21 protein-coding genes are annotated in these 22,293 nt (G+C 68.1%); 1 reads left to right on the forward strand and 20 read right to left on the reverse strand.

Going from position 1 to position 22,293, the window contains the following annotated elements; all coding sequences use genetic code 11:
• Positions 1 to 60: 60 nt before the first annotated feature.
• The 17 genes from fghA to B161_RS0111285 all read right to left on the reverse strand — a co-directional run bounded on the left by fghA (position 61) and on the right by B161_RS0111285 (position 15,497).
• Entirely contained in the window at positions 61 to 900 is an 840-nt protein-coding gene (gene fghA, locus B161_RS0111205; RefSeq protein ID WP_018633495.1) for an S-formylglutathione hydrolase, read from the reverse strand.
• Between the two features lies 1 nt (position 901).
• Positions 902 to 2,032 carry an S-(hydroxymethyl)glutathione dehydrogenase/class III alcohol dehydrogenase gene (locus B161_RS0111210; protein ID WP_026310380.1) on the reverse strand — a complete coding sequence of 377 codons (1,131 nt, stop codon included), beginning with the start codon at positions 2,030 to 2,032 and terminating at the stop codon, positions 902 to 904.
• A 220-nt stretch (positions 2,033 to 2,252) separates the two neighbouring features.
• A complete protein-coding gene (gene gfa / locus B161_RS0111215) occupies positions 2,253 to 2,834 on the reverse strand; it encodes an S-(hydroxymethyl)glutathione synthase (protein WP_026310381.1) in 582 nt (193 codons plus the stop codon).
• 106 nt (positions 2,835 to 2,940) lie between these two features.
• Positions 2,941 to 3,291: a hypothetical protein gene (locus B161_RS0111220; RefSeq protein WP_018633498.1), complete on the reverse strand. Its 351-nt coding sequence runs from the start codon at positions 3,289 to 3,291 to the stop codon at positions 2,941 to 2,943.
• On the reverse strand, positions 3,291 to 4,004 hold the full coding sequence (locus B161_RS17880) for a hypothetical protein (RefSeq protein ID WP_018633499.1): 714 nt from the start codon (positions 4,002 to 4,004) through the stop codon (positions 3,291 to 3,293). The genes B161_RS0111220 and B161_RS17880 overlap by 1 nt, the downstream gene beginning before the upstream one ends.
• On the reverse strand, positions 4,001 to 4,714 hold the full coding sequence (locus tag B161_RS0111230) for a response regulator transcription factor (RefSeq protein WP_018633500.1): 714 nt from the start codon (positions 4,712 to 4,714) through the stop codon (positions 4,001 to 4,003). The genes B161_RS17880 and B161_RS0111230 overlap by 4 nt, the downstream gene beginning before the upstream one ends.
• Positions 4,711 to 6,288 (reverse strand): ATP-binding protein, encoded by a 1,578-nt coding sequence (locus B161_RS0111235; RefSeq protein WP_018633501.1) that lies wholly within the window; start codon positions 6,286 to 6,288, stop codon positions 4,711 to 4,713. Before B161_RS0111235 ends, B161_RS0111230 begins: the two co-directional genes overlap by 4 nt.
• On the reverse strand, positions 6,285 to 7,706 hold the full coding sequence (locus tag B161_RS0111240) for an ATP-binding response regulator (RefSeq protein WP_018633502.1): 1,422 nt from the start codon (positions 7,704 to 7,706) through the stop codon (positions 6,285 to 6,287). The genes B161_RS0111235 and B161_RS0111240 overlap by 4 nt, the downstream gene beginning before the upstream one ends.
• The gene (locus tag B161_RS17885) at positions 7,687 to 8,946 is read right to left on the reverse strand and encodes an FIST N-terminal domain-containing protein (protein ID WP_018633503.1); all 1,260 of its coding nucleotides are present in this window, start codon (positions 8,944 to 8,946) and stop codon (positions 7,687 to 7,689) included. Before B161_RS17885 ends, B161_RS0111240 begins: the two co-directional genes overlap by 20 nt.
• A gap of 11 nt (positions 8,947 to 8,957) precedes the next feature.
• Positions 8,958 to 9,650 (reverse strand): response regulator, encoded by a 693-nt coding sequence (locus B161_RS0111250; RefSeq protein ID WP_018633504.1) that lies wholly within the window; start codon positions 9,648 to 9,650, stop codon positions 8,958 to 8,960.
• Between the two features lie 137 nt (positions 9,651 to 9,787).
• Entirely contained in the window at positions 9,788 to 10,402 is a 615-nt protein-coding gene (locus B161_RS0111255; RefSeq protein WP_018633505.1) for a hypothetical protein, read from the reverse strand.
• Between the two features lie 124 nt (positions 10,403 to 10,526).
• Positions 10,527 to 10,934, reverse strand: coding sequence for an acyl-CoA thioesterase (locus B161_RS0111260; RefSeq protein ID WP_018633506.1), 408 nt, complete (start codon positions 10,932 to 10,934; stop codon positions 10,527 to 10,529).
• Between the two features lie 12 nt (positions 10,935 to 10,946).
• A complete protein-coding gene (locus B161_RS0111265; protein WP_018633507.1) occupies positions 10,947 to 11,633 on the reverse strand; it encodes an ABC transporter ATP-binding protein in 687 nt (228 codons plus the stop codon).
• A complete protein-coding gene (locus tag B161_RS0111270) occupies positions 11,630 to 12,379 on the reverse strand; it encodes an ABC transporter ATP-binding protein (protein ID WP_018633508.1) in 750 nt (249 codons plus the stop codon). Before B161_RS0111270 ends, B161_RS0111265 begins: the two co-directional genes overlap by 4 nt.
• Positions 12,372 to 13,361 (reverse strand): branched-chain amino acid ABC transporter permease, encoded by a 990-nt coding sequence (locus tag B161_RS0111275; protein WP_018633509.1) that lies wholly within the window; start codon positions 13,359 to 13,361, stop codon positions 12,372 to 12,374. The genes B161_RS0111270 and B161_RS0111275 overlap by 8 nt, the downstream gene beginning before the upstream one ends.
• Positions 13,358 to 14,281: a branched-chain amino acid ABC transporter permease gene (locus B161_RS0111280; RefSeq protein ID WP_026310383.1), complete on the reverse strand. Its 924-nt coding sequence runs from the start codon at positions 14,279 to 14,281 to the stop codon at positions 13,358 to 13,360. Before B161_RS0111280 ends, B161_RS0111275 begins: the two co-directional genes overlap by 4 nt.
• A 64-nt stretch (positions 14,282 to 14,345) precedes the next feature.
• Entirely contained in the window at positions 14,346 to 15,497 is a 1,152-nt protein-coding gene (locus tag B161_RS0111285) for an ABC transporter substrate-binding protein (RefSeq protein ID WP_018633511.1), read from the reverse strand.
• A gap of 169 nt (positions 15,498 to 15,666) precedes the next feature.
• Between B161_RS0111285 and B161_RS0111290 the strand changes: the two genes are divergently transcribed.
• The gene (locus tag B161_RS0111290) at positions 15,667 to 16,707 is read left to right on the forward strand and encodes an MBL fold metallo-hydrolase (RefSeq protein ID WP_018633512.1); all 1,041 of its coding nucleotides are present in this window, start codon (positions 15,667 to 15,669) and stop codon (positions 16,705 to 16,707) included.
• Positions 16,708 to 16,713: 6 nt separating this feature from the next.
• Here B161_RS0111290 and B161_RS0111295 read toward each other — a convergent pair whose 3' ends face one another.
• The 3 genes from B161_RS0111295 to B161_RS0111305 form a co-directional block, all read right to left on the reverse strand.
• Positions 16,714 to 18,753, reverse strand: coding sequence for a prolyl oligopeptidase family serine peptidase (locus B161_RS0111295; protein WP_018633513.1), 2,040 nt, complete (start codon positions 18,751 to 18,753; stop codon positions 16,714 to 16,716).
• A gap of 101 nt (positions 18,754 to 18,854) precedes the next feature.
• Positions 18,855 to 20,993: a malate synthase G gene (locus B161_RS0111300; protein ID WP_018633514.1), complete on the reverse strand. Its 2,139-nt coding sequence runs from the start codon at positions 20,991 to 20,993 to the stop codon at positions 18,855 to 18,857.
• A gap of 98 nt (positions 20,994 to 21,091) precedes the next feature.
• A complete protein-coding gene (locus B161_RS0111305; protein ID WP_018633515.1) occupies positions 21,092 to 22,282 on the reverse strand; it encodes a surface lipoprotein assembly modifier in 1,191 nt (396 codons plus the stop codon).
• Positions 22,283 to 22,293: the final 11 nt, after the last annotated feature.

Below are 22,293 nucleotides of genomic sequence, written 5' to 3' on the forward strand. Positions count from 1 at the left end.
CCCAAAGTATGAAGGAAGGCGCGGCCCCCGATCTTCGAACCCTGAAGGGCTCGGGCGCGCTCAGAGCGCGGCGAGCTTCTCCGCATGCCAGCGGACATGATCCGCCATGAAGGTCGAGACGAAGAAATAACTATGGTCGTAACCGGGCTGCATGCGGAAGGTCATGGGCTGACGCCGTTTGGCCGCCGCCTCCGCCAGAGCCTCCGGCTTGAGCAGATCGAGGAATTGATCCGCCCCGCCTTGGTCGACGAGGATCTCGCCCGGATAGCCCTTTTCACGCAGAAGCAGCGTCGAGTCATGCGGCCGCCAGAGCGTTTCATCCGCGCCGAGATAGGCCGCGAATTGCTTGCGTCCCCAATCGGAGGCCGTCGGGTGGGCGATGGGCGCGAAGGCCGAGACCGAGCGATAGACCTCGGGGAAGGTCATCGCCAGAGTCAGCGCGCCATGGCCGCCCATGGAATGCCCGGTGATCCCCTGAAGCTCCCGGATGAGCGGGAAATTCGCGAAGACGACCTCCGGAAGCTCCTTGGCGATGTAGCTCCACATGTTGAAATGCGGCGCCCAAGGCTTTTCGGTCGCGTCCACATAAAAGCCCGCGCCCTTGCCGAGGTCATAGGCCGCGTCGTCCGCGACGCCCTCGCCGCGCGGCGAGGTGTCGGGGAAGATCAGCGCGATCCCCGCCTCGGCGGCCCAAGCCTGAGCCCCCGCCTTGGTCATGGCGTTCTCATGGGTGCAGGTCAGCCCCGAGAGATACCACAGAACCGGAACCGGGCCCGCCTGAGCCGCAGGCGGCAGATAGACCGCGAAGGTCATCTCGCCGCCCGTGGCCTCGGAGGCGTGGGAGAAGACTCCCTGCACGCCGCCGAAAGCCCGGTTCTGAGAAATGGTTTTGAGGCTCATCTCAGTAAACCACCACCGAGCGGATGCTCTCGCCGGAATGCATCAGGTCGAAGCCCTTGTTGATCTCGTCCAGCGTGAGGAGATGGGTGATCATCGGGTCGATCTGAATCTTGCCGTCCATGTACCATTCGACGATCTCGGGCACGTCGGTGCGGCCGCGGGCGCCGCCGAAGGCCGAACCCTTCCAGACGCGCCCGGTGACGAGCTGGAAAGGACGGGTCTGGATCTCGGCGCCGGCCGGCGCCACGCCGATCACCACCGACTGGCCCCAGCCGCGATGGCAGGCTTCGAGCGCCTGACGCATCACCTTGACGTTGCCGGTGCAGTCGAAGGTGTAATCCGCGCCGCCGATCTGGTCGAAGGGCGTCTTGGTCATATTGACGAGGTGCTGGACGACGTCGTCCTTGATCTTCGTCGGGTTGACGAAGTGGGTCATGCCGAAGCGCTCGCCCCAGGCCTTGCGGTCGTCGTTGATGTCGACGCCGATGATCATGTTCGCGCCCGCGAGCTTCAGGCCCTGAATCACGTTCAGGCCGATGCCGCCGAGCCCGAAGACCACCGCCTTGGCGCCGATCTCGACTTTCGCCGTGTTGATCACCGCGCCCACGCCGGTGGTCACGCCGCAGCCGACGTAGCAGACTTTATCGAAGGGCGCGTCTTCGCGGATCTTGGCGAGGGCGATCTCCGGCAGGACCGTGTGGTTCGCGAAGGTCGAGCAGCCCATGTAGTGATAGATCGGGGTGCCGTCGAGCATCGAGAAGCGCGTGGTGCCGTCGGGCATGAGGCCCTTGCCCTGCGTGGCGCGGATCGCCGTGCAGAGATTCGTCTTGCGGCTGAGGCAGGAGGGGCATTCGCGGCATTCCGGCGTATAAAGCGGAATCACATGATCGCCCGGCTTCAGCGAGGTCACGCCGGGGCCGACCTCCAGAACCACGCCCGCGCCTTCATGGCCGAGGATGCACGGGAAGATGCCTTCCGGGTCGGCGCCCGAACGGGTGAAGTCGTCGGTGTGGCAGATGCCCGTGGCCTTGATCTCGACCAGAACCTCGCCGGCCTTGGGGCCTTCGAGATTGACCTCCATGATCTCCAGAGGCTTGCCCGCTTCGAGGGCGACGGCGGCGCGAGTACGCATGATCTTCTCCTTAGAGGTCTTCTGAGCGGATCTTTTCAGGACTTGCGGAATGTTCGGCGCATGATGTTCGGCGCATGATGTCCGGCGCATTCCGGGGGGCTCTTGCTCTCATGGCGGCGGAGTCGAAATCAAGCCGTCCTGAGTCTGAAAGGGCCGGACTGGAAAAACTCAGGCTCCGAAGCGGCCCGAGGCCGCTCCGAAGCCCGCGAGGATCGCCGGATCAGGCGGGCAGAGCGCCCGAGGCCTTGGCGATATGGGTGGCGATGGCGTCCATCAGCGGCGGGGAGAGCGCGTCATAGGGCTGAAGGCCCAGCTCCGTGAGGCGGCCGCGGATCCCCTCCATGCGCGAAGGCTCGACGCCCGACTCGATCACCGAGGAGACGAAGGCGGCGAATTCGGCCGGAGACCAGCCCGCCTGCTGCGACAGCTCGGTGTGGACGAAGTCCAGCCCGTAGAAGGGATGGGATTCGTTCTCGATGCGGCCGTACATATGGACGCCGCAGCCCGTGCAGGCGTGGCGCTGGATCGGCGCCGCCGCATTGACGATGCTCAGCTTATGGGCGTTGGCCGTGACGGTCACCTTGTCGCGGCCGACCACCGCGACCTGCGAGAAGATCGCGCCCTGCGGCTTCCAGCATTTCGTGCAGCCGCAGACGTGGTTATGGGCGGTCTGGCCCTCGACGCGGACCTGCACCTTGTCGGAGGCGCATTTGCACTCCAGCGTGCCGCCCGCGAAATTCGACAGGCCCGGCTTCACGCCGCTGTCGACCGCCGGATGGATCTTCACGTTTTCATAGGTCATTTGGATTTCCTCCCCAAGAGCGAGGCCCGAAGGATAAGCCGCCGCGCCCAAGGCGGCGATTCAGCCAAAGGGGGGAAGAGCGGACGAAGTCCGGCCATCGCGGGGCTCAGAAACAGAGGATCTCCGCCTCGGCCTGAGCCCGGCGCAAGGGGGCCGCGAGATGGGTCGCCGTCGGAGCGCCGCCCCGGAAGAGCGCCGCCCGCTCGCCCGCCGCGAGCCGCATGCTCAGCACGGTCTCGGCGGCGACGTAATCCTCATAGGACAGGATCTCGGCGATCACGTCGATGGAGCAGGAGCAGCGGCGCAGAGCCTCCGGCGTCTGGCCGTTCACGGCCATGCAGCCGAAGACGTATTCGACCCGCGCCTCGGTGGGATAATCGTTGAGCGCTCCGGTCGCTGCGGCGGGCGCTGCGGCCAGAGCGGCGAAAAGGGCGGAGAAGAGAGCGGATGAGCGCATCAGGGAGCCTCCGGCGTCAGGGTGAGGCGCTCATGATAGCCCCCTTCCTCCGAGGGGGTATCGGCGGAAAGGCTGAGGAGGCGGCCCTCGGGCGTGATCGTGAAGACGAGCAGCAGATCCGCGAATTCGCCCATGCGCGGGCGATTGGGGTCTTTCTCGAAGGGCCGGATCTCGACGCGATGAGCCTGAACCTCGCCTTCGGGGGCCGGAGCGGCGGCGGCTTCGCCCAACTCCGCCGCGACGAAGGCTTCGCGCAGGCGGTTGCGGATGTAGAAAGGGCTCCCGCCAGAGGTCTCGGCCATGGAGCGCACGACGGATTCCAGGAAATATAAGGCCATAGGCCCCGCGGAGCGCGCGGGGAATTCGGCGATCTCCACGCCCGGACGCCCTTCGGCGGGCTCGCGCGAAAGGACGAACCGCGCGCGGCCCTCGGCGTCGGTTTCGGCGGAGAGGCGCAAAAGCTCGTCCAGAGGCGGCAGAGGCGCGGGGGGCTCGATCTCCGGGCCTTGCCCCGCGCGGGGCTTGGGCGCGGGCGTGACGCGCTCATGGCGCCAGAGCCCCGGATGGCCGCTTTCGGGCGCCTTCTCGCCGAGCAGCAGATCCGACAAAGGCCCCGCCTGAACCTGCGGCGCCGCCAGAAAAGAGCCGCCGCCCAGCGCCAGAAGCGCCGCGAACATCATCGTCTTCATTTTGATCTGCGGGGAGAGCTTCACGTCTCCTCCTCCTCGTCGTCGCGCGTGAGCATGAAGCCCCGGCCGCGCAAAGTGCGCAGCGCGAGGCCGTAATCCGAAAGCGGCGAAAGCTTGCGCCGCAGATAGCCGAGATAAACGTCCACCACGTTCTCCGTCGCGCCGCCATGCGGCGACCAGAGCGCCGTGAAGATTTCGGCGCGGGTCAGCAGCTGTCCGGCGTGGGCGACGAGATAGGCCATCAGCTCGCCTTCGCGCTCGGTCAGCGAGACCCTGCGCCCCCCTGTCCCGCCGGAGGACCGCCCGCCCGAGACGATCCGCGTGGAGGGATCATAGCGCAGATCTCCCAGACGCAAGGATTCGACCTTCGGCGCGGCCCGCAGCAGCTGCACCCTCAGCCGCGCGAGCAGCTCGCTGAGCTGAAAGGGCTTGACCACGTAATCCTGAGCCCCCGCCTGAAGCCCCTGCGCGCGGTCCTCCACCCGAGAGAGGGCGCTCAGCACGAGGGCGGGCATCATATGGCCGCGCAGACGCATCTCGGCCAGCAGATCCGCGCCGCTCTCCTCGCCGAGCATCATGTCCACCACGGCGGCGTCGAAGTTTTCGGCCTTCAGCCGCGCGAGGGCCTCGGCGGAGCTTTGCTCCCAGGCGGAGTCGTAGCCCTCCGCCGCGAAGCCTCGCCGCAGCAGAGAGGCGATGTCCGCGTCGTCCTCGACGATCAGAATCCGGGTCATGCGCGCTCCTCCTCCAAATTCAGGCTCCGTTTTCGCTCCGCCAGCGGCAGGAGAAAGCGCAGGCCCAAGCCCCGCCCCTCCGGCGCCGCCGGGCTGAAGCCCTCCACCGAGCCGCCGTGGGCCTCCGTCACCCAGCGCGCCAGAGCCAGCCCCACGCCGAATCCGCCTTTGGGCGGGCCCTCCTCAGGTCCGGCCCGGTCGAAGCGCGCGAAGGCCCGCGCCAGACGCTCCGGCGGCAGGCCCGGCCCGTCGTCGCGGATCTCGATCAGGGCGGATTCGCCCGCGCGGCGCCCCGAAACCGCGACCACCGCGCCGCGTCCGGCGTATTTGGCGGCGTTCTCGAAGACTCCCGCGAAGACCTGACGCAGCCAATCGGCGTCGCCCTCCACGATCAAAGCCTCCAAATCCTCCCGGCGCAAGCCCACGCCCGCGCGTTTCAGCAAAGGCGCGGCGTCCTCGGCGGCCTGAGCCAGCGCCTCGCCGAGATCGGTCGGAGCGCTCTCAAGGTCCAGCCGCCCGCTTTCCGAGCGCGCGATGCGCAAAAGATCCTCGATGCGCCGGTAAAGCCGCAAGGCCCGGCTGCGGATCGCGCCGAAGCTCTCGCGCCGGAGCGGATCAGGATCGCGCAGGCCCAATTCCGCCTCGCCGAGGATCACCGTCAGAGGGGTGCGCAATTCATGGCCGACGTCGGCGAAGAAGCGCCGCCGCTCGGCGTCCACGCGCTCAAGGCGCTGATTGGCGGCCCGAAGCTCGGAGCCGCGTTCCTCCACGATGGCCTCCAGCCTTTCGCGGTCGGCGGCGAGCCGCGCCTGCCGGCGGTCCAGCCGCGCCCGCATCTGGCGGATGCGCGCGAAGAGAAGCCCGAGCTCGTCATGGCCGCCCGCGCCTTCGAGCGGCGCGAGGCTGAGTTTCTCGGCGGCTTCGGCGGCGGATCTCAGCCGCCTGCCGAGCGGCCGCGCCAAAGCCAGATGCAGCCCGAGCAGCGTCAGAGGCGCCGCCGCCGCCAGAATCAGCGCGAGCCGCCTCAGCCGGAGCCTCAGGGCCTCCAGATCGCCGACGGCGCGGTCCCGGCGGCGGGCGTCCTGCTGGATGCGGGCGGCGATCAGCGGATCCGCCTGCAAGGCGTGCTGGCTCAGCGCCGCCATGCTGGCCGCCGAATCCTCCTCCGCGAGGCGCAATTGCCGCTCCAGAAGGGAGAAGGCGCCCCGCAGCCGCGCGATCTCGATTTTTTGCCCCTCGCGGCGCTGGCGCTCGACGGGATCGGACGCGGCCTGAACATCCTCGTCGGCGAGGGCGTCGAGCAGGGCGAAGGTGGCGGTGACGGCGAAATCCTCCGCGCCCTCCTGAGCCTCGCCCGGCGTGCCCGAGATCCGCCGCAAGGCCCATTCGTTCACCCGGGCGGAGAGGCTGCTCAGACTCTCGATACGATGCTGGGCGGCGATGGCCTCGCCCGCCAGCGCCTGCGTGCGCGAGAGGCCCCAGACCGCCAGCCCCGCCGCGAAGACCGCCAGAGCCGCCAGAGCCGCCGCGCCGAGAATCAGCCGCAGCCTCAGGCCGGGCGGCCTGAGCCTCACGCCGAATCTCCTGCGGAGGGAGGCGCGAGCCGCCGCAGACGGGCGCGCAGATCGGCTTCGGCGAAGGGCTTGGCGAGGAAATCCACGTCGGCGGGCAGATCGGGGGCTTCGGCGCGGATCTCCTCCAGCCGCTCGCCGCTGAGCAGAAGCGCGGGGATCCGGCTGCGGAAGGCGGCGCGGATCTCCAGAATGGCCTTGGCGCCGGTCTCGCCATGGTCGAGCCGATAATCGCTGAGCAGAAGATCCGGGCGCAGGCCGATCCGCCGGATGGCCGCCACCGCCTCGCAGGCGCCCGCCCCCGCGAAGACCTTGAAGCCGAGCCCCTCCAGCGAAAGGGCCAGAGCATGGCGCATGGCCGGATCATTCTCCACCACCAGCGCGACGCCGCCCGCGAAGCTCTCGGCGGGGGCGGGGGGAGGGATCGCGGATTCGGGCGCGCGCCTGTGCGGCGAGGAGGCGATCCCCTCCGGCGCCAGAGGCAGCCGCACCCGAAACAGAGAGCCTCGCCCCAGCGCGCTGTGCAGCTCCAGATCATGCCCCAATTGCAGGCAGGCGCGCCTGACGATGGAGAGCCCGAGCCCGGTGCCGGGACGGTCGGCCCGCGAGAGCCGTTCGAATTCGTTGAAGACGCGCTCGCGGTCTTCGGGGGCGATGCCCGGCCCGGTGTCATGCACCTCCAGCCAGACGGAATCGCCTTCCTCCTCATCGGGTTCGTCGGGATCGGGGCGGGCGCGGCGCACGCCGACGATCACCCGGCCCGCATCGGTGTATTTCAGCGCGTTGGAGACCAGATTCACCGCGATCCGCCGCAAATAAGCCGGATCGCTCAGCACCACCCGAGAGGAGGGCACGAAGCGCAGATCCAGCCCGCGGGCCTCGGCCTGAGCCTGAAGATCGGTCGAGAGCCTTTGAAACAGCCGCCCGAGCGACACCGGACCTATGTTGATCTCCAGCTTGCGCGAATCGAGCTGGGCGATTTCGAGCAGGGTCTGAATCAGCTCCTCGGCGGATTCGAAGTTATCGGCGATGCGCCCGATCAGATCTTGTTGCAGCGGCGAGGGCGCCGCCTCGCTGAGATGCGAGAGAAAGAGCTTGGCCGCGCTCATCGGCTGAAGCAGGTCATGGCTGGCGGCGCGCAGAAAACGCGATTTCGCCCGATTGGCCTCGTCGGCGGCCTCGCGGGCCATGGCCAGCTCCTGATTGGCCGCGCTGAGCTGGGCGAGCAGGCGCTCCAGATCGAGATTCCGCGCCATGACCTCTTTTTCGAGCATGGCCGCCGCCTGACTCAGCGCATAAGCGGAGCTGCGGGTTTGCTCCAATTGGTCGATGCGGCGGATGAGCGCCTCGTTGATGCGCCTCAGCTTGGCGAGGGCGCGGGCCGGATCCTCCTGCGGCTCCTCAAGCGTCCAAGGGGGCATCTTCCGCGCTCTCCGGGGCGGACCTCTCGGGATGGGCCATGAAGGCCAGCCCGACGAAGGTCTGATTCACATGCATGCCGCCATGCTGCTCGCCATAGGTGTTGAAGCCCGCCACCCGATGACGGCGGAAGATTTGTCCGGCGGTCTCCTCCAGCCCGGCGCGCTCTAAGGCGATGCGCCGCAGGATGCAGTCGAAGCCGAGGACCAAGGCGGGCTCGGCCTCCAGCAGCGAGAGGCGGTCCTCCAGCCCGTCGGTGAGGTTCTCCGCCCGCCCGAGGGTCATGACCATGCCCGTCTCCACCGAGGACATCAGCCGCAGGGCGCCGCCCTCGGCGACTTCGCTGATCGCCCGGACGAAGTTCCGCCCCCCGATGCGCGCCAGAAGCGGATTTTCGGCGAAGGCGCTCGGCCCGAGTTCGGCGGGATCCAGCCCGATCAGCCGGGCGTATTCCTGAACGGCGGGCTCGGCGTTGATTTCGAGGATGAGCCGGTCCTCCGGCCGGGCGTCGGTGACGACGAGGCGCGTCTCCGTAGGGAGGATATGATCGAAGACCACCTCCTGCACATGAAAATCCGTGGCCATGAGGCAGAAGACGGCGCTGTCCTGCCGCGCCTCGCCGTCGAGGGCCACCCAAGCGCGCTCGAAGCGCAGCCCGTCCCCCGCCGAGCCCCCGAGCGTCAGCAGGCCGGGCAAGGCGGCGTCGGCCATGGCGCTGACCAATTCCTCGCGTTGGCTGAGCCCGTCGATGAGCAGCACGCCGAAGCGCGTCCAGTCGGGCGCCTCCTCGGCCAGATCCTCGGCGGCGCGACGCAGCGCCCCCATCCAGTCGAGGGCGCCCGAGCGGCGCAGATCGCGCAGCCAGACCGGCCGGACCCGAAAATGCGCCGCCGGAAAGGCCACCGCCGCCACGCCGCCGCCGCCGGGGCGTCCGCAGGCGAATTCGCCCGCCGTGGAGCAGCCCAAGATCCGGCAGCGCGCGCCGAAGGCTCCGGCCAGAAGCTTCGAGACCGGCGCCAGAGCCTCGCCCTGCGAAGCGAAGAGCATCACCGCCGCCGGATTCAATCCGGCGAAGGCTTCGGCTATGGCGGCGGCGACCTCCTCGGGAGAGCCTTGGGCGCTCGCCGCGTGAGGGGGCGCATGGAGGGGCGCTTCTGGACGGGCCGCGGGCCTTGCGTCGGGCTTAGGGCCGGATCCGCGCCGGGGGGCGGCCTCTCCCGATTCCATCGCGCGGGTCTTCATCCGGCCTCCGTTCAGCGCGAGAAGATGCGCGCGCGATTGGCGAGGAAGGCCACCTGCGTGCGGTTGCGGACGCGGATCTTCGACATGATGGCCGCGATATGCGTCTTGACCGTCGCTTCGGCGATGGAGAGCTCATAGGAGATGAGCTTGTTCGGCCTTCCCTCGCAGATCAGCCGCAGGATCTTGAACTGCTGCGGCGTGAGCGTGGCGAAGTCGCGGGCGAGGGCGGCGGCCTCCTCGTCTCCGGCGACGGCGGCTTCGCAGCCTTCGGGCAAGACGACGTCTCCGGCCCACATGCGCGAGAAGGCGGCGACCATCTCCTTGCGCTCCAGCGTCTTGAGCACGTAGCCCCGGGCGCCGGCGCCGATGACGCCCTCCACCAGCTGCGGATCGAGGGTCGAGGAGATGACCGTGAGCGGCGCGTCTTCGGCGAGGCGGCGCAGGCTCATCACGCCTTCGAGCCCTTCGGCGTCGGGCAGATTGAGGTCCAGCGCCACGGCGTCGGGCGGCCCGTCCTGCGCGACGCTCTCTTTCGCCGCCGCGAGGCTGGAGACGGCGCGCACGCGCTTCAGGTCGAAGGCGCGCTTGAGCGTGAAGGCGAGCGCGTCGCAGATCAGCGGGTGATCGTCCACGATGAGCAGGTCCCGCACGGATGCGATCCTGGCCCGGCGCGCGATCTCCTCGCCCGAGATGGGTGTGTCCATGTCGTCCTCCCTGTCGCCTGCGGCCTCTGGGTCCGCTCGGCTTCTTGAGAGAAGTTTTAGGCCAAATCCTGCGAAAGGCATATCAAACTTTGCGCGCAGAGGCGGTTTCCCAGCGAAAACCCCGCCGGACGGCCGTTTCAGGGAAGATGCGCCCGCGCGGCCCGCCCCAGAGCGAAGGCGCGCTGCTCCAGAATCACCGGAGTCTCGCAGACGTAGATCAGGGATTGCTGGCGGTCCTGAAAAATGCGGGTGGACCAGTCGAGCTCCTTCTCCGCGGCGTCGATGGCGTCGAAATCGGGGGGATCGGCGGCGTCGAGCGCGTCGAAGGCGGCGCGCAATGCGTCGATGGTCTTGTCCATGGCGGCCTGCTTATGGGCGTAGCGCGCGATGCCGCCCATGACGCGGCCGCGGGCGGCGTTGATCCGCTCGAAGACCGCGAGATAGAGCGCCGTCACGTCCTCCGGAGGAGCGGCCGCGGCGAATTCGGCGATGAGGGCCTCGGCCTCGGGAAGGGCCGTGCGGCGCTGGGCGAGCCGCGCCGCCAGATCCTGAATTTTCGGGTCTTTGGCGCGGGCCTCCGCGGCTTCGTCCGGGAGGGGGCCGCTCCAGACCTGCGCGAGCGAGATCTGCGGCACGCGCCTTTGAACGCAGGGCCAATCCGGATCGACGGGCCCCGCCGCCTGAGCGCCTCCAAGGCCGCAGAACAGGCCCGCGCCCGCCGCGACGAGCATCAGAACCGGAATTTTGAACATGACGCGCCTCCTCCGTCCCGGCCTTTTCGTCAGCCTGAGCATCCTCGGAAGCATGCGCCGAGGCCGCCCGGCTTGTCCATGGCGGAGGGCGCGGCCTTCCTCAGCTTTTCGGAGGACCGAGGGCTCAGGCCTCTTGCGCGCGCTCCAGAGCGAGGCGCAGGCCCTCCGGCCAGGCCGCGCCGCGCCGGGTCTCGATGGAGGCGGGAACGAGGGTCTGCTCCGCCGCCCAGAGCAGGTCTTCGCCGCGCCGGACCTCATGGCGCAGCTCCAGAAAATTGGCGCCGACCTTCGCCGCCTTCAGCCGGAAGGTCAGGGCGTCGCGGGGGAAGCCGGGGCGCAGGAAATGAACCTCGATCCGCGCCGTGGGCAGGATCAGGCCGTGGTCGCGCTCCAGATCGGCCCAAGGCCAGCCCAGCTCCGCGAAGAACTCCTCGACCACCCCCACCAGCAGATGCAGATAGCTCGGGAAATAGGCCGCGCCGGAAGGATCCGCGTCGCCGAAGGCGAGCCGACGTTTCGTCTCATAGGCCATGGCCTGCTCTCCCTATAACCCGAGCCAGCGCTCTTGAATCTCCGGCGTGACGGCCTCCGGCGGCCCCTCGAAGACGGTCGCGCCGCGCTCAAGGATCACGCAGCGATCCGCCGCCCCGAGGATCTCCGAGAGCGTCTTATCCACCGCGAGGATCGCCAGACCCTCGGCCTTCAGGCTGCGGATCGCCGCCCAGATGTCCTGACGCACCAGAGGCGCCAGACCCTCCGTCGCCTCGTCGAGAATGAGCAGGCGCGGGCCGGTGGTCAAGGCGCGGCCTATGGCGAGCATCTGCTGCTCGCCGCCCGAGAGGGTCGCGGCCATTTGCGCGCGGCGCTCGCCGAGCCGGGGGAAAAGCGCCTCCACCCGCGCGAGGCTCCAGCCTTCCGGGCGGGCGGCCACGAGGAGATTCTCGCGCACGGTGAGGTTAGGGAAGCAGCGCCGCCCCTCCGGGACCAATCCCAGCCCCAGACGCGCCCTTTGCGGCGCGGAGAGTCCCTGAAGATCGCGTCCGCCGAAGGAGATCCGCCCCCGGCGCGGCGGGTTCAGCCCCATCACCGCGCGGATGGTCGTCGTCTTGCCCATGCCGTTGCGGCCCATGAGCGCGAGGGTCTCGCCCTCCTCGATGCGCAGCGAGGCCCCGAAGAGCGCTTGAGAGCCGCCGTAAAAAGCCTCCAGACCCTCCGCTTCGAGCAGGCTCATGAGGAATCTCCGAGATAGGCGCGGCGGGCTCCGGCGTCGGCGCGGATTTCGGCGGGCGAGCCGCTGGCGATGACGCGTCCGGCCTCCAGAACCGAAATCCGGTCGGCGAGGGCGAAGACGGCGTCCATGTCATGCTCGACCAGCAGGATGGGAGCCTCGCGGCGCAGCTCCGAGAGGAAGCCCGTCAGCTCCCGCGAGCCCTCCGCGCCGAGGCCCGCCATGGGCTCGTCGAGGAGGAAGAGCTTGGGCTCCATCGCCAGAGCCAGAGCCAATTCCAGCCGCCGCCGCTCGCCATGGGAGAGCAGCGCCGCCGGAACCGCCGCCCGATCCGCCAGTCCGACCCGCGCCAAAGCCGCCATGGCGGGCTCCGTCAGACGGCGGTCGCCTTGGGTCGGGCGCAGGAAACGAAAGCTCGATCCCGCCCGCGCCTGAATCGCGAGCATGACGTTGCGCAGGGCCGAGAACTCCCCCGCCAGAGAGGAGATCTGAAAGCTCCGCGCCAGCCCCAGCCGCGCCCGCGCCGGAGCGCCCAGAGCGGTCACGTCGCGCCCGAAGAGCCGCACCGAACCGGAATCGGGCCGCAACCCTCCGGCGATCTGGGCGATGAGCGTCGATTTCCCCGCGCCGTTCGGGCCGATCAGAGCATGGATCTCGCCGGGGCGCAGATCCAGCGTCACGCCGTCGGTGGCCCTGAGCGCGCCGAAGCTCTTGCGCAGATCCCGGATGTCGAGCGCGGGATCAGCCATCGCGGCGCCCTCCCGCGATCAGCCCGAGGAATCCGCCGCGCGCGAAGACCGCCACGCCTAAAACCGCCAGACCGAGGAAGAATTGCCAGCGCTCCGTCCAGCCGCCAAGGACATGCTCCATCGCGACGAAGAGAAGCGCCCCCGCCGTCGGGCCGAGCAGCCGCCCCCGCCCGCCGAGCAGGATCAGCATGATCAACTCCCCCGACATCTGCCATGAGAGCATCGAAGGGCTGGCGAAGCGGTTGAGATTGGCGAAAAGCGCGCCCGCCGCTCCGACCATCATGGCCGAAAGCGCGAAGGCCGTCAGGCGCAGGCCGAAGGGCTCGATTCCCAGAGCCTCGACGCGCTGCGGATTTTGCCGCGTGGCCTCCAGAGCCGTCCCGAAGCGCGAAGCGCGGAGGATCTGGAAGATCGCCAGCCCGATCAGCAAAGCCCCGAGGCAGATCCAGAAAAAGGGCAGAGGCCGCGCCGAATTGAGTCCGGGGAAGATCCCGCGCCGGAAGGACAGGCCGTCGTCTCCGCCATAGGCGGGCCATGACAGCGCGAAATAATAGATCATCTGCGCGAAGGCGAGGGTGATCATCAGGAAATAGACGCCGGAGGTCCGCAGGCTGATCGCCCCGATGGGCAGAGCCGCCAGCAGCGCCAGCCCCATGGCCGCGCAGATCATCAGCAGGATCTCGCGCGAGCCCGCCCAGCCGAAGATCAGCGCCTCGCCGCTTCCGGCGTGGGTCGCGAGGATCCCCGCCGCATAGCCTCCAAGGCCGAAAAAGGCGGCGTGTCCGAAGGAGACCAGCCCGCCCAAGCCTAAGGCCAGATGCAGCCCCGTCGCCGCCAGAGCCAGAATCGCGGCCTTGGTCGCGAGGGTGACGTAAAAGGGATGTCCGGCGCTCAGAGCCGCCCAAGGCCCGAGGATCAGCAGCGCGAGGATCGCCAGATTGGCCGCCGCCTCGCGCGGAGAAGCTGAAATGAGGCTCTTCATCGGCTTGGGGCTCCGAACAGCCCTTGCGGGCGCAGGGCGAGGATCACCGCCATCAGCAGATAAATCAGCAGAGAGGCGACCGCCGCCCCCATGGCGCTGGCCTCCGAAGGCGGATAAGCGAGCGCGAAGGCTTTCGGCAGCAGAAAGCGCCCCATGGTGTCGACCACGCCCACCAGCACCGCCCCGACCAGAGCCCCCCAGATGGAGCCGATCCCGCCGATGACGATCACCACGAAGGCGAGGATCAGCATGGGTTCTCCCATGCCCACCTGCACCGACTGCAAGGCGCCGATCATGCCGCCCGCCAGCCCCGCGAGGGCCGCGCCTAAAGCGAAGACCAAGGTGTAAAGCCGCCCGATCTCCACGCCCAAGGCGCCGATCATCTCGCGGTCGGATTCTCCGGCGCGGATGCGCATCCCGAGCCGCGTCCGCGAGATCAGCAGATGCAGCCCCAGAGCCGCCGCCGCCCCCACGCCGATGATCGCCAGACGATAGATCGGATAGGCGCCGCCTCCCGGCAGAGGCGCCGCGCCTTGCAGCAGCGGCGGAACGTCGAGAAAGAGCGGAAAGCCGCCGAAGATCCAGCGCGTCCCCTCGGAGATGATGAGGATCAAGGCGAAGGTGGCGAGGACTTGCTCCAGATGGTCGCGCCCATAGAGCCGCCGCAGGATCGTCGCTTCGATGAGCGCGCCCGCCGCCGCCGCCGCCGTCAGAGCCGCCGCCAGCCCGAGCCAATAGCTCCCCGTGGCCGCCGCCACGGCCGCGCAGGCGAAGGCGCCGATCATATAGAGCGCGCCATGGGCGAGGTTGATCACCCCCATGACGCCGAAAATCAGCGTCAGCCCCGCCGCCATGAGAAACAGCATGACGCCGAGCTGAAGGCCGTTGAGCAGCTGCTCAAGCAGAAGCGCGAAGGACAAAGGGGAGATTCCGGGCATGGGGCCTCCCCGCGGGCTTCAGAACCCGCAGGGAGGCGGAGAAGCTTCAGGGCAGCTTGCAGGCTTCGGCGTAGGCGTCGCCGCGATCCTCGAAGGCTTTGGCCACGATGCGGTTGGTGAGCGTCCCGTCCTCGAGCTTCGCCACCTCGCGGACGTAGATGTCCTGAATCGGGTGATTGTTATGGTTGAAGCCGAACTTCCCGCGCACCGAGGCGAAATCGGCCTCTTTCAGCGCGGCGCGGAAGGCTTCGGGGTCTTTCACGTCGGCCTTGGCCTGAGCCGAGAGCAGAAGATTGGCCGTATCCCAAGCCTGAGCCGCATAGATCGAGGGGAGGCGGCCGTATTCCGCCTTGAAGGCCTCGACGAAGGCGCGGCTCGCCTCATTCTCGAGATCCGGCGACCATGAGGCCGAATTGCGCACGCCTAAAGCGGCGTCGCCCACGGCGGGCAGAACGTCTTGGCTGAAGGAGAAGCCCGGCCCGATCAGCGGAATCTCCACGCCCGATTGCGCATATTGCTTCAGGAAGGCGATGCCCATGCCGCCCGGCAGGAAGAAGAAGACCGAATCCGCGCCCGAAGCCCGGATCTGCGCGATTTCGGCGGCGTAGTCGCTTTGGCCGACCTGCGTATGGATCTCGCCCGCGAGCTCGCCTGTGTAATAGCGTTTGAAGCCGGTCAGGGCGTCGAGCCCGGCCGGGTAATTGGGCGCCATGATGAGCGTGTTCTTGTAGGTCTCGGCGGCGTATTGGCCCATGGCCTCGTGGAAGTTGTCGTTCTGATAGGCGACGTTGAAGTAATTCTCATGGCAATTCGCGCCCGCCAGAGCCGAAGGCCCCGCGTTCACCGAAAGATAAAAGATCTCCTGATCCACCGCGTTGGGCACCACCGCCATGGCCAGATTGGACCAGATGATTCCGGTCAGCACGTCCACGCCGTCGCTCTGGATCATCTTATCGGCGATCTGCACCGCGAGTTCGGGCTTTTGCGCGTCGTCCTCGACGATCAGCGTCGCCTCGGGATTATTCGCCTGCTTGAGCGCCAGAGCGAAGGCGTCGCGCGCGTCCACGCCGAGTCCGGCGCCTGCGCCGGAGAGCGTGGTGATCATGCCGATCTTCAGCGGCGCGGCCTGAATCGCGGCGGGCGCCGTGGCCGCCAGCAGAAGGCCCAAGGCGCTTCTCAGCATGAATCCGGATGTCATGACGTGCTTTCTCCCTGACCGACCGTCTTGACGCCCCGGCGCCGGACGGCTTTTAATCTCCACGGTCATTTTTCCGTCTCCCGCGACGGAAGCCAAGCGCAAATTCCTCCTGAGGCCGCAGGTTCTCGCGCCGCCCAGCCCCTAGCCCCCAATTTAAGGAAGCCCGGACATGAGCCGTCTCGCCGCGAACCTGCTCGACACGCCGCCGCCCGCGCCCGGCGAAGCCGTGGAGGTCGCGCCGGGCCTGCTCTGGATGCGCTTCCGGCTGCCTTTCGCGCTGAATCATGTGAACATCTACGCCATAGACGAGGGCGAAAGCGAGGGCTGGGCGCTCTTCGACGCGGGGCTCGGCGTGGAGGAGACCTATGCGGCCTGGGAGGCGGCTCTGGCGGGGCCTCTGCGCGGCGGAAGGGTCTCGCGGCTGATCGTGAGCCATTTCCACCCCGACCATGTGGGGGCTGCGGGCTGGCTTCTGCGGCGTCTCGGAGATCCGCCGCTTTACATGACCGAAACGGAATATCTCTTCGCGCGCTATATGATGGCGGGCGGCGAGACGACGGAGGATCCGCTATATGAAGCCTTTTACCGTCGCCACGGCGCCGACGCCGAGGAAACCCGCATCCTGATCGAGCGGGGCCATAATTATCTCCGCCGCGTGACGGGGCTTCCGGCGGCCTTTCATCCGCTGGAGCGTCGGGTTCCGCTGAATTTGGGCGGGCGGAGCTTCCGGGTGCTGACCGGAGCGGGCCATGCGCCGGCTCAGGCGATGCTCCATTGCGCCGAAGAGGATCTGCTCCTCGCGGCGGATCAGGTGCTGGGGCGGATCACGCCGAACATCTCGGTCCACGCCATGGAGCCCGAGGCCGATCCGGTGGCGCGCTTCCTCGATTCTCTGGAGGATCTGCGCGGCGAGGTCCCGGACGAGACTCTGGTCCTGCCCGGCCATGAGCAGCCTTTGACGGCGCTGCATGGGCGGTTGGAGGAATTGGCCGCCCATCATCAGATTCGCTGCGCGGTGGTGCGCGAGATCTGCCGCACGGAGCCTTTGACCGTCTCCGAACTGACGCCGAAGCTGTTCGCGCGGCCTTTGGATCCGCATCAGAAATCCTTCGCCTTCGCCGAGGCCCTCGCCCATGTGAACCACCTCGTCGCGCGCGGCGAGATGGCTTGGGTCGAGAAGGGCGAGGTCTGGCGGGCGCGTTCGGTCTGAGGCGCTTCAGCTCATCAAGCGGCGCGCGAGGTAGGAATATTCCAGAGCCAGCCGCCGCGCCGTCTCGCGCAGATTGGCCGCCGCGCCATGGCCGCCGTCGGTGTTTTCATAGAACAGCGTCGGATAGCCCAATTCCTCCAGCTTCGCCGCCGCCCGCCGCGCATGGCCGGGATGCACGCGGTCGTCCTTGGTCGAGGTGTGGATGAAGACTTCGGGGTAAGGCTGGCCAGCCCGCAGATGCTGATAGGGGGAATAGGATTCGAGCCATGCGCGTTCGGCGGGGATCTCGGGATCGCCGTATTCGCCGATCCATGAAGGCCCCGCCAGCAGCTTATGATAGCGCAGCATGTCGAAAAGCGGCACCTGGATCACGGCGGCGTTGATGAGATCCGGGCGCTGGGTCAGCGTGACGCCCATTAAAAGCCCGCCTTGGCTGCCGCCCATGATCCCGAGCTTCTTCGGGCTCGTGATCTTGCGCCGGATGAGGTCTTCGGCCACGGCCTGAAAATCCTCATGGGTGCGGTGGCGGTTCTCCTTGATGGCGCATTGATGCCATTTCGGCCCGAATTCGCCGCCGCCCCGGATGTTCGCCACCACATGGATTCCGCCGCGCTCCAGCCAGAGCTTGCCGATGGTCGCGGAATAGGCGGGCGCAAGCGGAATCTCGAAGCCGCCATAGCCGTAAAGCAGGGTGGGATTCGAGCCGTCCATGGGGGCCTCGGCCCGGCGGATGACGAAATAGGGGATCAGGGTTCCGTCTTTGGAAGGCGCCTCCAGCTGCTCGACGATCAGGCCCGAGGCGTCGAAGCGCGCCGGAGCGGCCTTGAGCGATTCGGCTTCGCCTGTGGCGGCGTCGGCGAGCCAGAGGCTGGGGGGCGTCAGATAGCCCGCGACCTGCACGAGCAGCCGGTCGCTCAGATCCGAGGCCGAAACCACGTCCGTCGAGACGTTTTCCGGCAGAGGCAGACGGGCGCGGCTCCAGCCGCCGCCGGATTTCGGACGCCAGACCTCCACCGCGCCGCGCACCTCCTCGAAGCGGGTGAGGATCAGCGCGTCGCGGGTGGCGGAGACCCGGACGCCCATTTCGCGCGGGCCGGGCCGCAAGACCAATTCGGCGGGCGTCGCCGGATCGGCCAGCCAATCGTCGAAACTCCAGGCGAAGAGGTCGCCGGTCTCGAAGCGCTGGCCCGAGGGCGCGGTCCAATCCTCATTGGTGGAGAGGATCAGGCGCCCTTCCAGCAGAGCCTGTATGCTGGACTTCAAAGGCAAAGGCAGTTTGCGCGGCGCTTCGCCGGGGGTCCAGAGGTAAGTCTCGCTGTCGTAAATGGTGATCGCGCGATGGATGAGGATCGCCTTCAGAGCGCCCTCGGCGTCGCGCAGGGCGTAGGGCTGGATGAGCATGTCCGTCCGCTCGCCCTCGAAGATCGGCTCCGCCTGCTCAAGGCTCTGGCCGCGCCGCAAAAGCCGCACGCAGCGCGCATAGCCGGATTCGGTGAGGCTCTCCGGGCCGAAGTCATGGGAGACCAGCAGGCGGTCGGCGTCCAGCCAGAGGGCGGCGCATTTGGCCTCCGGCAGATCGAAGCCGCCCTCGACGAAGGCTTTCGCCTCTAAGTCGAATTCGCGCAGGACCACGGCGTCCTTGCCGCCGTCCGAGAGCGAGAGCAGGCAGCGCCGATCCTCGGGCGGCAGATAATTGGCGCCGCGCATCACCCAATTGCGGCCCTCCTCGGCGGCGAGGGCGTCCAGATCGAGGATGGTCTCCCATTCCGGTTCGGGCTGACGGTAGCTCTCCAGCGTGGTCCGCCGCCAGAGCCCCCGCACGTTCTGCGCGTCCTGCCAGAAATTGGTGAGGATCTCGGCGCCCTTCCGGCGGCGGAAGGCCGGGAAGGGAATGCGGTCGCGGGCTTCGAGGATCGCCAGAGCCTCCTGACGCATCTGCTCATAGCAGGGGACGCCTTGCAGGGTCTCCAGACAACGGGCGTTCCGCGCCCGCACCCAAGCCAGAGCCTCCTCGCCTTCGATCTCTTCAAGATTCGGCTGCGCCATGGGTCGGTCTCCGGAATGAAAGGCGGCGTCCGGCCGCCCGCGAGACGGGCGGCCGAAGGGAAAGGCTTTGTCGAGCGCCGGAGCGCCTGCGGTCAAGCCCCTCAGGAGGCGCGCAGGCGCTTGGCCGCGCGGCGGGCGGCGTGGAGCAGGGGCTCGGTGTAGCCCGAAGGCTGCTCGACGCCCTTGAAGATCAGATCCCGCGCCGCTTGGAAGGCGGGGCCGTCGTAGGCGGGCGCCATGGGGCGATAGGCGGGATCTCCGGCGTTCTGCTCGTCCACGCGCAGAGCCATGCGCCGGAGCGCCTCCTCGACCTCCTCCGCGCGGCAAAGCCCGTGCAGCAGCCAATTGGCCAGAAGCTGCGAGGAGATGCGCAAAGTGGCGCGATCCTCCATCAGCGGGACGTCGTTGACGTCCGGCACCTTGGAGCAGCCCACGCCCTGATCCACCCAGCGCACCACATAGCCGAGGATCGATTGACAGGCGTCGTCCAGCTCATGGCGCACGGCCTCCGGCGGGAGGTTGCGTCCGGCGAGCATGGGCGGCGTCAAGAGGGCCTCCTGCGCGGCCTTGGCGCGGGATTTCAGCCCCTCCTGAACCGCATGGACGTCGACCTGATGATAATGCGTGGCGTGGAGCGTCGCGGCGGTGGGCGAGGGAGTCCATGCGGTGTTGGCGCCCGCCTTGGGATGCCCGATCTTGACTTTGAGCATTTCGGCCATGGCGTCGGGCTTGGCCCACATGCCCTTGCCGATCTGGCCATGGCCGTCGAGCCCCGCCGCCAGCCCGGCGTCGACGTTGCCGTCCTCATAGGCCGAGAGCCAGGCCGCGCCGCGCATCTCGCCGCGCGGAATCGCGGGGCCGAGGCGCATGGAGGTGTGGATTTCGTCGCCGGTGCGGTCGAGGAAGCCGGTGTTGATGAAGACGCAGCGTTCTTTCACCGCCGCGATGCAGGCCGCGAGATTGGCCGAGGTCCGGCGCTCTTCGTCCATCACCCCGAGCTTGACCGTGTTCCTGGGCAGGCCGAGGATCTCTTCGACCCGACCATAAAGCTCATTGGCGAAGGCGACCTCCTCGGGGCCGTGCATCTTGGGCTTCACAACGTAGACGGAGCCTGTGCGGGAATTGCGCGGGCCCTCGCCGGTCTTTTGGAGGTCGTGCATGGCGGCGGCCACGGTGACCATGGCGTCCATGATCCCTTCGGGAGTCTCCTTCCCGTCGAGCAGCACGGCGTCGGTGGTCATGAGATGCCCGACGTTGCGCGCCAGCATCACGGCCCGGCCCGGATGGACCACGGGGCGGCCCTGAGGATCGAGAAACTCCACGTCCGGATTCAGGCGGCGGGTTAGGGTCCTGCCGCCTTTCTCGAAGCTTTCGGAGAGATCGCCCCGCATCAGCGCCAGCCAATTCGCATAGACGAGGGTCTTATCCTCGGCGTCCACGGCGGCGACGGCGTCCTCGCAATCCTGAATCGCGGTGAGGGCGCTTTCCAGCCGGATGTCGGAGATTCCGGCGCGGTCGTCCTTGCCGACGCGGCTGGTCGGGTCGATCAGAATCTCAATGAGCAGGCCGTTGACGCGCAGAAGGACGTCGCCTTTCGCGCGATGGCCCGCGAATTGAGCGGGATCGCGCAGGCCCGTCTCGCCGCCCGCGAGCTTCGCGACGAGCGCGCCCTCCCGCAGGGCCAATCCCTCAAGATCGGCCCATGAGCCTGATTCCAGAGGCGCGACCCGATCCAGATGCGCCCGCGCCCAAGCGACGGCCTGAGCCCCCCGCGCCGGATCATAGCCGCCGGAGGGAATGGGGCCGGGGAGGGCGTCGGTGCCGTAAAGCGCGTCATACAGCGAGCCCCAGCGCGCATTGGCGGCGTTGAGCGCGAAGCGGGCGTTCATCACCGGAGTCACGAGTTGAGGCCCGGCGATCCGCGCGAGTTCGGGGTCCACATGCGCCGTCGAGACTTTGAAGGGGGCGGGCTCGGGCTGGAGATAGCCGATTTCCGTCAGAAAGGCGCGATAGGCCGCAGGATCGAAGGGCGCGCGGCGCTCATGCCATGCGTCGATCTTCGCCTGAAGCTCGGCGCGTTTGTCGAGCAGCCGGGCGTTCTTCGGCGCCAGATCGCGCAGCAGCGCCTCATAGCCGCTCCAGAAGGCTTCCGGCGCGACTCCGGTCAGAACCTCCTCCTCGATCAGGCGCGCGAGGGGGGCGGCGACGGAAAGACCGCCGCGGGCGACATGACTGGTCATCTGGGCCTCCTGAACGGGGGAGAAGCTGAAAGCCTTCCGTTTTGATGCGGAATCTTCATGCCACGCCCGATCCGGCTTGGGAAGCTTCACAGGTTTGCTCAGTAGACGCGCCGCAGATTGAGGAAGCCGCCGAACTGGTCGTATTCCTCGATTCCGAGATTGCTTTCGCGCCGCTCATAAAACAGCGTCAGCTCAGGCTGGAAGCCGCCCCATGCGAGCCGCTCATGCGCCAAAGTCAGCATGGGCCGCCAAGTCGCGTCTCGGCGGGGCGCGCCGATGAGGAGATGCGGCTCGTCATAGCGGGTCAGGGTCGCGGAGAGGCGGGGCGTCACGTCGAAGCCGCCCGCCTCGAAGCTGAGGCCCAACTCCAGACGCGGCGCCGTATAGGCGAAAAAGCCGTCGCGGCTGTCGCGCCGTTCAAGAGAAGCCTGCGCGAAGAGCGTCGCGTGAGGCCCGAGGCTCCAGTCGCCCATGACGTAGCCGCGATAGAACCCGCCGGAGATCTCGGCGCGCTCGGCGCTCAGATAGCCGATTTGTCCGCCGAAGCCGAGCCGCGCATGCTCGGAGATCCGAAAGCGCCGCCAAATCTCCACGGAGGGCAGGAGGAAAGAGCCCTCGTTCCGCGCCCATTCCCCCGCGAGGCTCGCCTGAAGGAAGACGCCCGGCGCGAAGCTCAATTCGCGGCCTATGGCGAGATCGGCGCGGGCGGAGGTCAGATCCGAATCCTCGAAGAGGCTCGCCGAGGCGTGCAGCTTGGTCAGGAGATCGCTCTCCCAGAGCTTTTCAAGCGAGACCCAAGGCTCGACGCCATAAACGGTCTTTTTCTCGGCGGGGGGCTGATACTCCAGCGGGACGCCGTTGAAGAAGATCGTCCCGCCCTCGGAGACTTTGGAGGGATTGGAATCGGTGGTCAGCCGCGCGCCGTAGCGCAGGCGCAGGCTGCGCAGTTCGGCGGCCTCCAGATAGGGCAGGATGTTGCGTTTGACGCTTTGGGGCGTCTCGGGGGCCCCGGAGACCTCGCGAAAGAGCCGCAGAGCCTCGCCATGGCGGCCCGCGAAGAGCAAAGCCCGCGCCCGCTCCAGCTTGATGCGCGGCGTGACGGCCTCGGGCGGCAGGGCGCCGAGGATCTCCGCCGCCTCTTCGGGGCGGCCTTCGGAAAGAGCCTCCAACCCGGCGAGGAAGCGCGCCTCCACCTCTTCGGGGGCGAGGGCGCGCGCCGGAGCGCCGGAACTCAGGCTCAAAAGCGCGAGCGCCGCCGCGCAGGCCCGTCGGGATGAGGAAGGCTTCATGCGCCGCGCTC

The sequence above is a fragment of the Neomegalonema perideroedes DSM 15528 genome (genome assembly GCF_000374145.1).
Taxonomy (GTDB): Bacteria; Pseudomonadota; Alphaproteobacteria; order Rhodobacterales; family Rhodobacteraceae; genus Neomegalonema; species Neomegalonema perideroedes.

What these genes read in the sequence shown, in the direction of transcription:
- fghA (WP_018633495.1), bottom strand. Translation starts at nt 900, where the DNA reads ATGAGCCTCAAAACCATTTCTCAGAACCGGGCTTTCGGCGGCGTGCAG.
- B161_RS0111210 (WP_026310380.1), bottom strand. Translation starts at nt 2,032, where the DNA reads ATGCGTACTCGCGCCGCCGTCGCCCTCGAAGCGGGCAAGCCTCTGGAG.
- gfa (WP_026310381.1), bottom strand. Translation starts at nt 2,834, where the DNA reads ATGACCTATGAAAACGTGAAGATCCATCCGGCGGTCGACAGCGGCGTG.
- B161_RS0111220 (WP_018633498.1), bottom strand. Translation starts at nt 3,291, where the DNA reads ATGCGCTCATCCGCTCTCTTCTCCGCCCTTTTCGCCGCTCTGGCCGCA.
- B161_RS0111230 (WP_018633500.1), bottom strand. Translation starts at nt 4,714, where the DNA reads ATGACCCGGATTCTGATCGTCGAGGACGACGCGGACATCGCCTCTCTG.
- B161_RS0111240 (WP_018633502.1), bottom strand. Translation starts at nt 7,706, where the DNA reads ATGCCCCCTTGGACGCTTGAGGAGCCGCAGGAGGATCCGGCCCGCGCC.
- B161_RS17885 (WP_018633503.1), bottom strand. Translation starts at nt 8,946, where the DNA reads ATGAAGACCCGCGCGATGGAATCGGGAGAGGCCGCCCCCCGGCGCGGA.
- B161_RS0111250 (WP_018633504.1), bottom strand. Translation starts at nt 9,650, where the DNA reads ATGGACACACCCATCTCGGGCGAGGAGATCGCGCGCCGGGCCAGGATC.
- B161_RS0111255 (WP_018633505.1), bottom strand. Translation starts at nt 10,402, where the DNA reads ATGTTCAAAATTCCGGTTCTGATGCTCGTCGCGGCGGGCGCGGGCCTG.
- B161_RS0111260 (WP_018633506.1), bottom strand. Translation starts at nt 10,934, where the DNA reads ATGGCCTATGAGACGAAACGTCGGCTCGCCTTCGGCGACGCGGATCCT.
- B161_RS0111265 (WP_018633507.1), bottom strand. Translation starts at nt 11,633, where the DNA reads ATGAGCCTGCTCGAAGCGGAGGGTCTGGAGGCTTTTTACGGCGGCTCT.
- B161_RS0111270 (WP_018633508.1), bottom strand. Translation starts at nt 12,379, where the DNA reads ATGGCTGATCCCGCGCTCGACATCCGGGATCTGCGCAAGAGCTTCGGC.
- B161_RS0111275 (WP_018633509.1), bottom strand. Translation starts at nt 13,361, where the DNA reads ATGAAGAGCCTCATTTCAGCTTCTCCGCGCGAGGCGGCGGCCAATCTG.
- B161_RS0111285 (WP_018633511.1), bottom strand. Translation starts at nt 15,497, where the DNA reads ATGACATCCGGATTCATGCTGAGAAGCGCCTTGGGCCTTCTGCTGGCG.
- B161_RS0111290 (WP_018633512.1), top strand. Translation starts at nt 15,667, where the DNA reads ATGAGCCGTCTCGCCGCGAACCTGCTCGACACGCCGCCGCCCGCGCCC.
- B161_RS0111295 (WP_018633513.1), bottom strand. Translation starts at nt 18,753, where the DNA reads ATGGCGCAGCCGAATCTTGAAGAGATCGAAGGCGAGGAGGCTCTGGCT.
- B161_RS0111300 (WP_018633514.1), bottom strand. Translation starts at nt 20,993, where the DNA reads ATGACCAGTCATGTCGCCCGCGGCGGTCTTTCCGTCGCCGCCCCCCTC.
- B161_RS0111305 (WP_018633515.1), bottom strand. Translation starts at nt 22,282, where the DNA reads ATGAAGCCTTCCTCATCCCGACGGGCCTGCGCGGCGGCGCTCGCGCTT.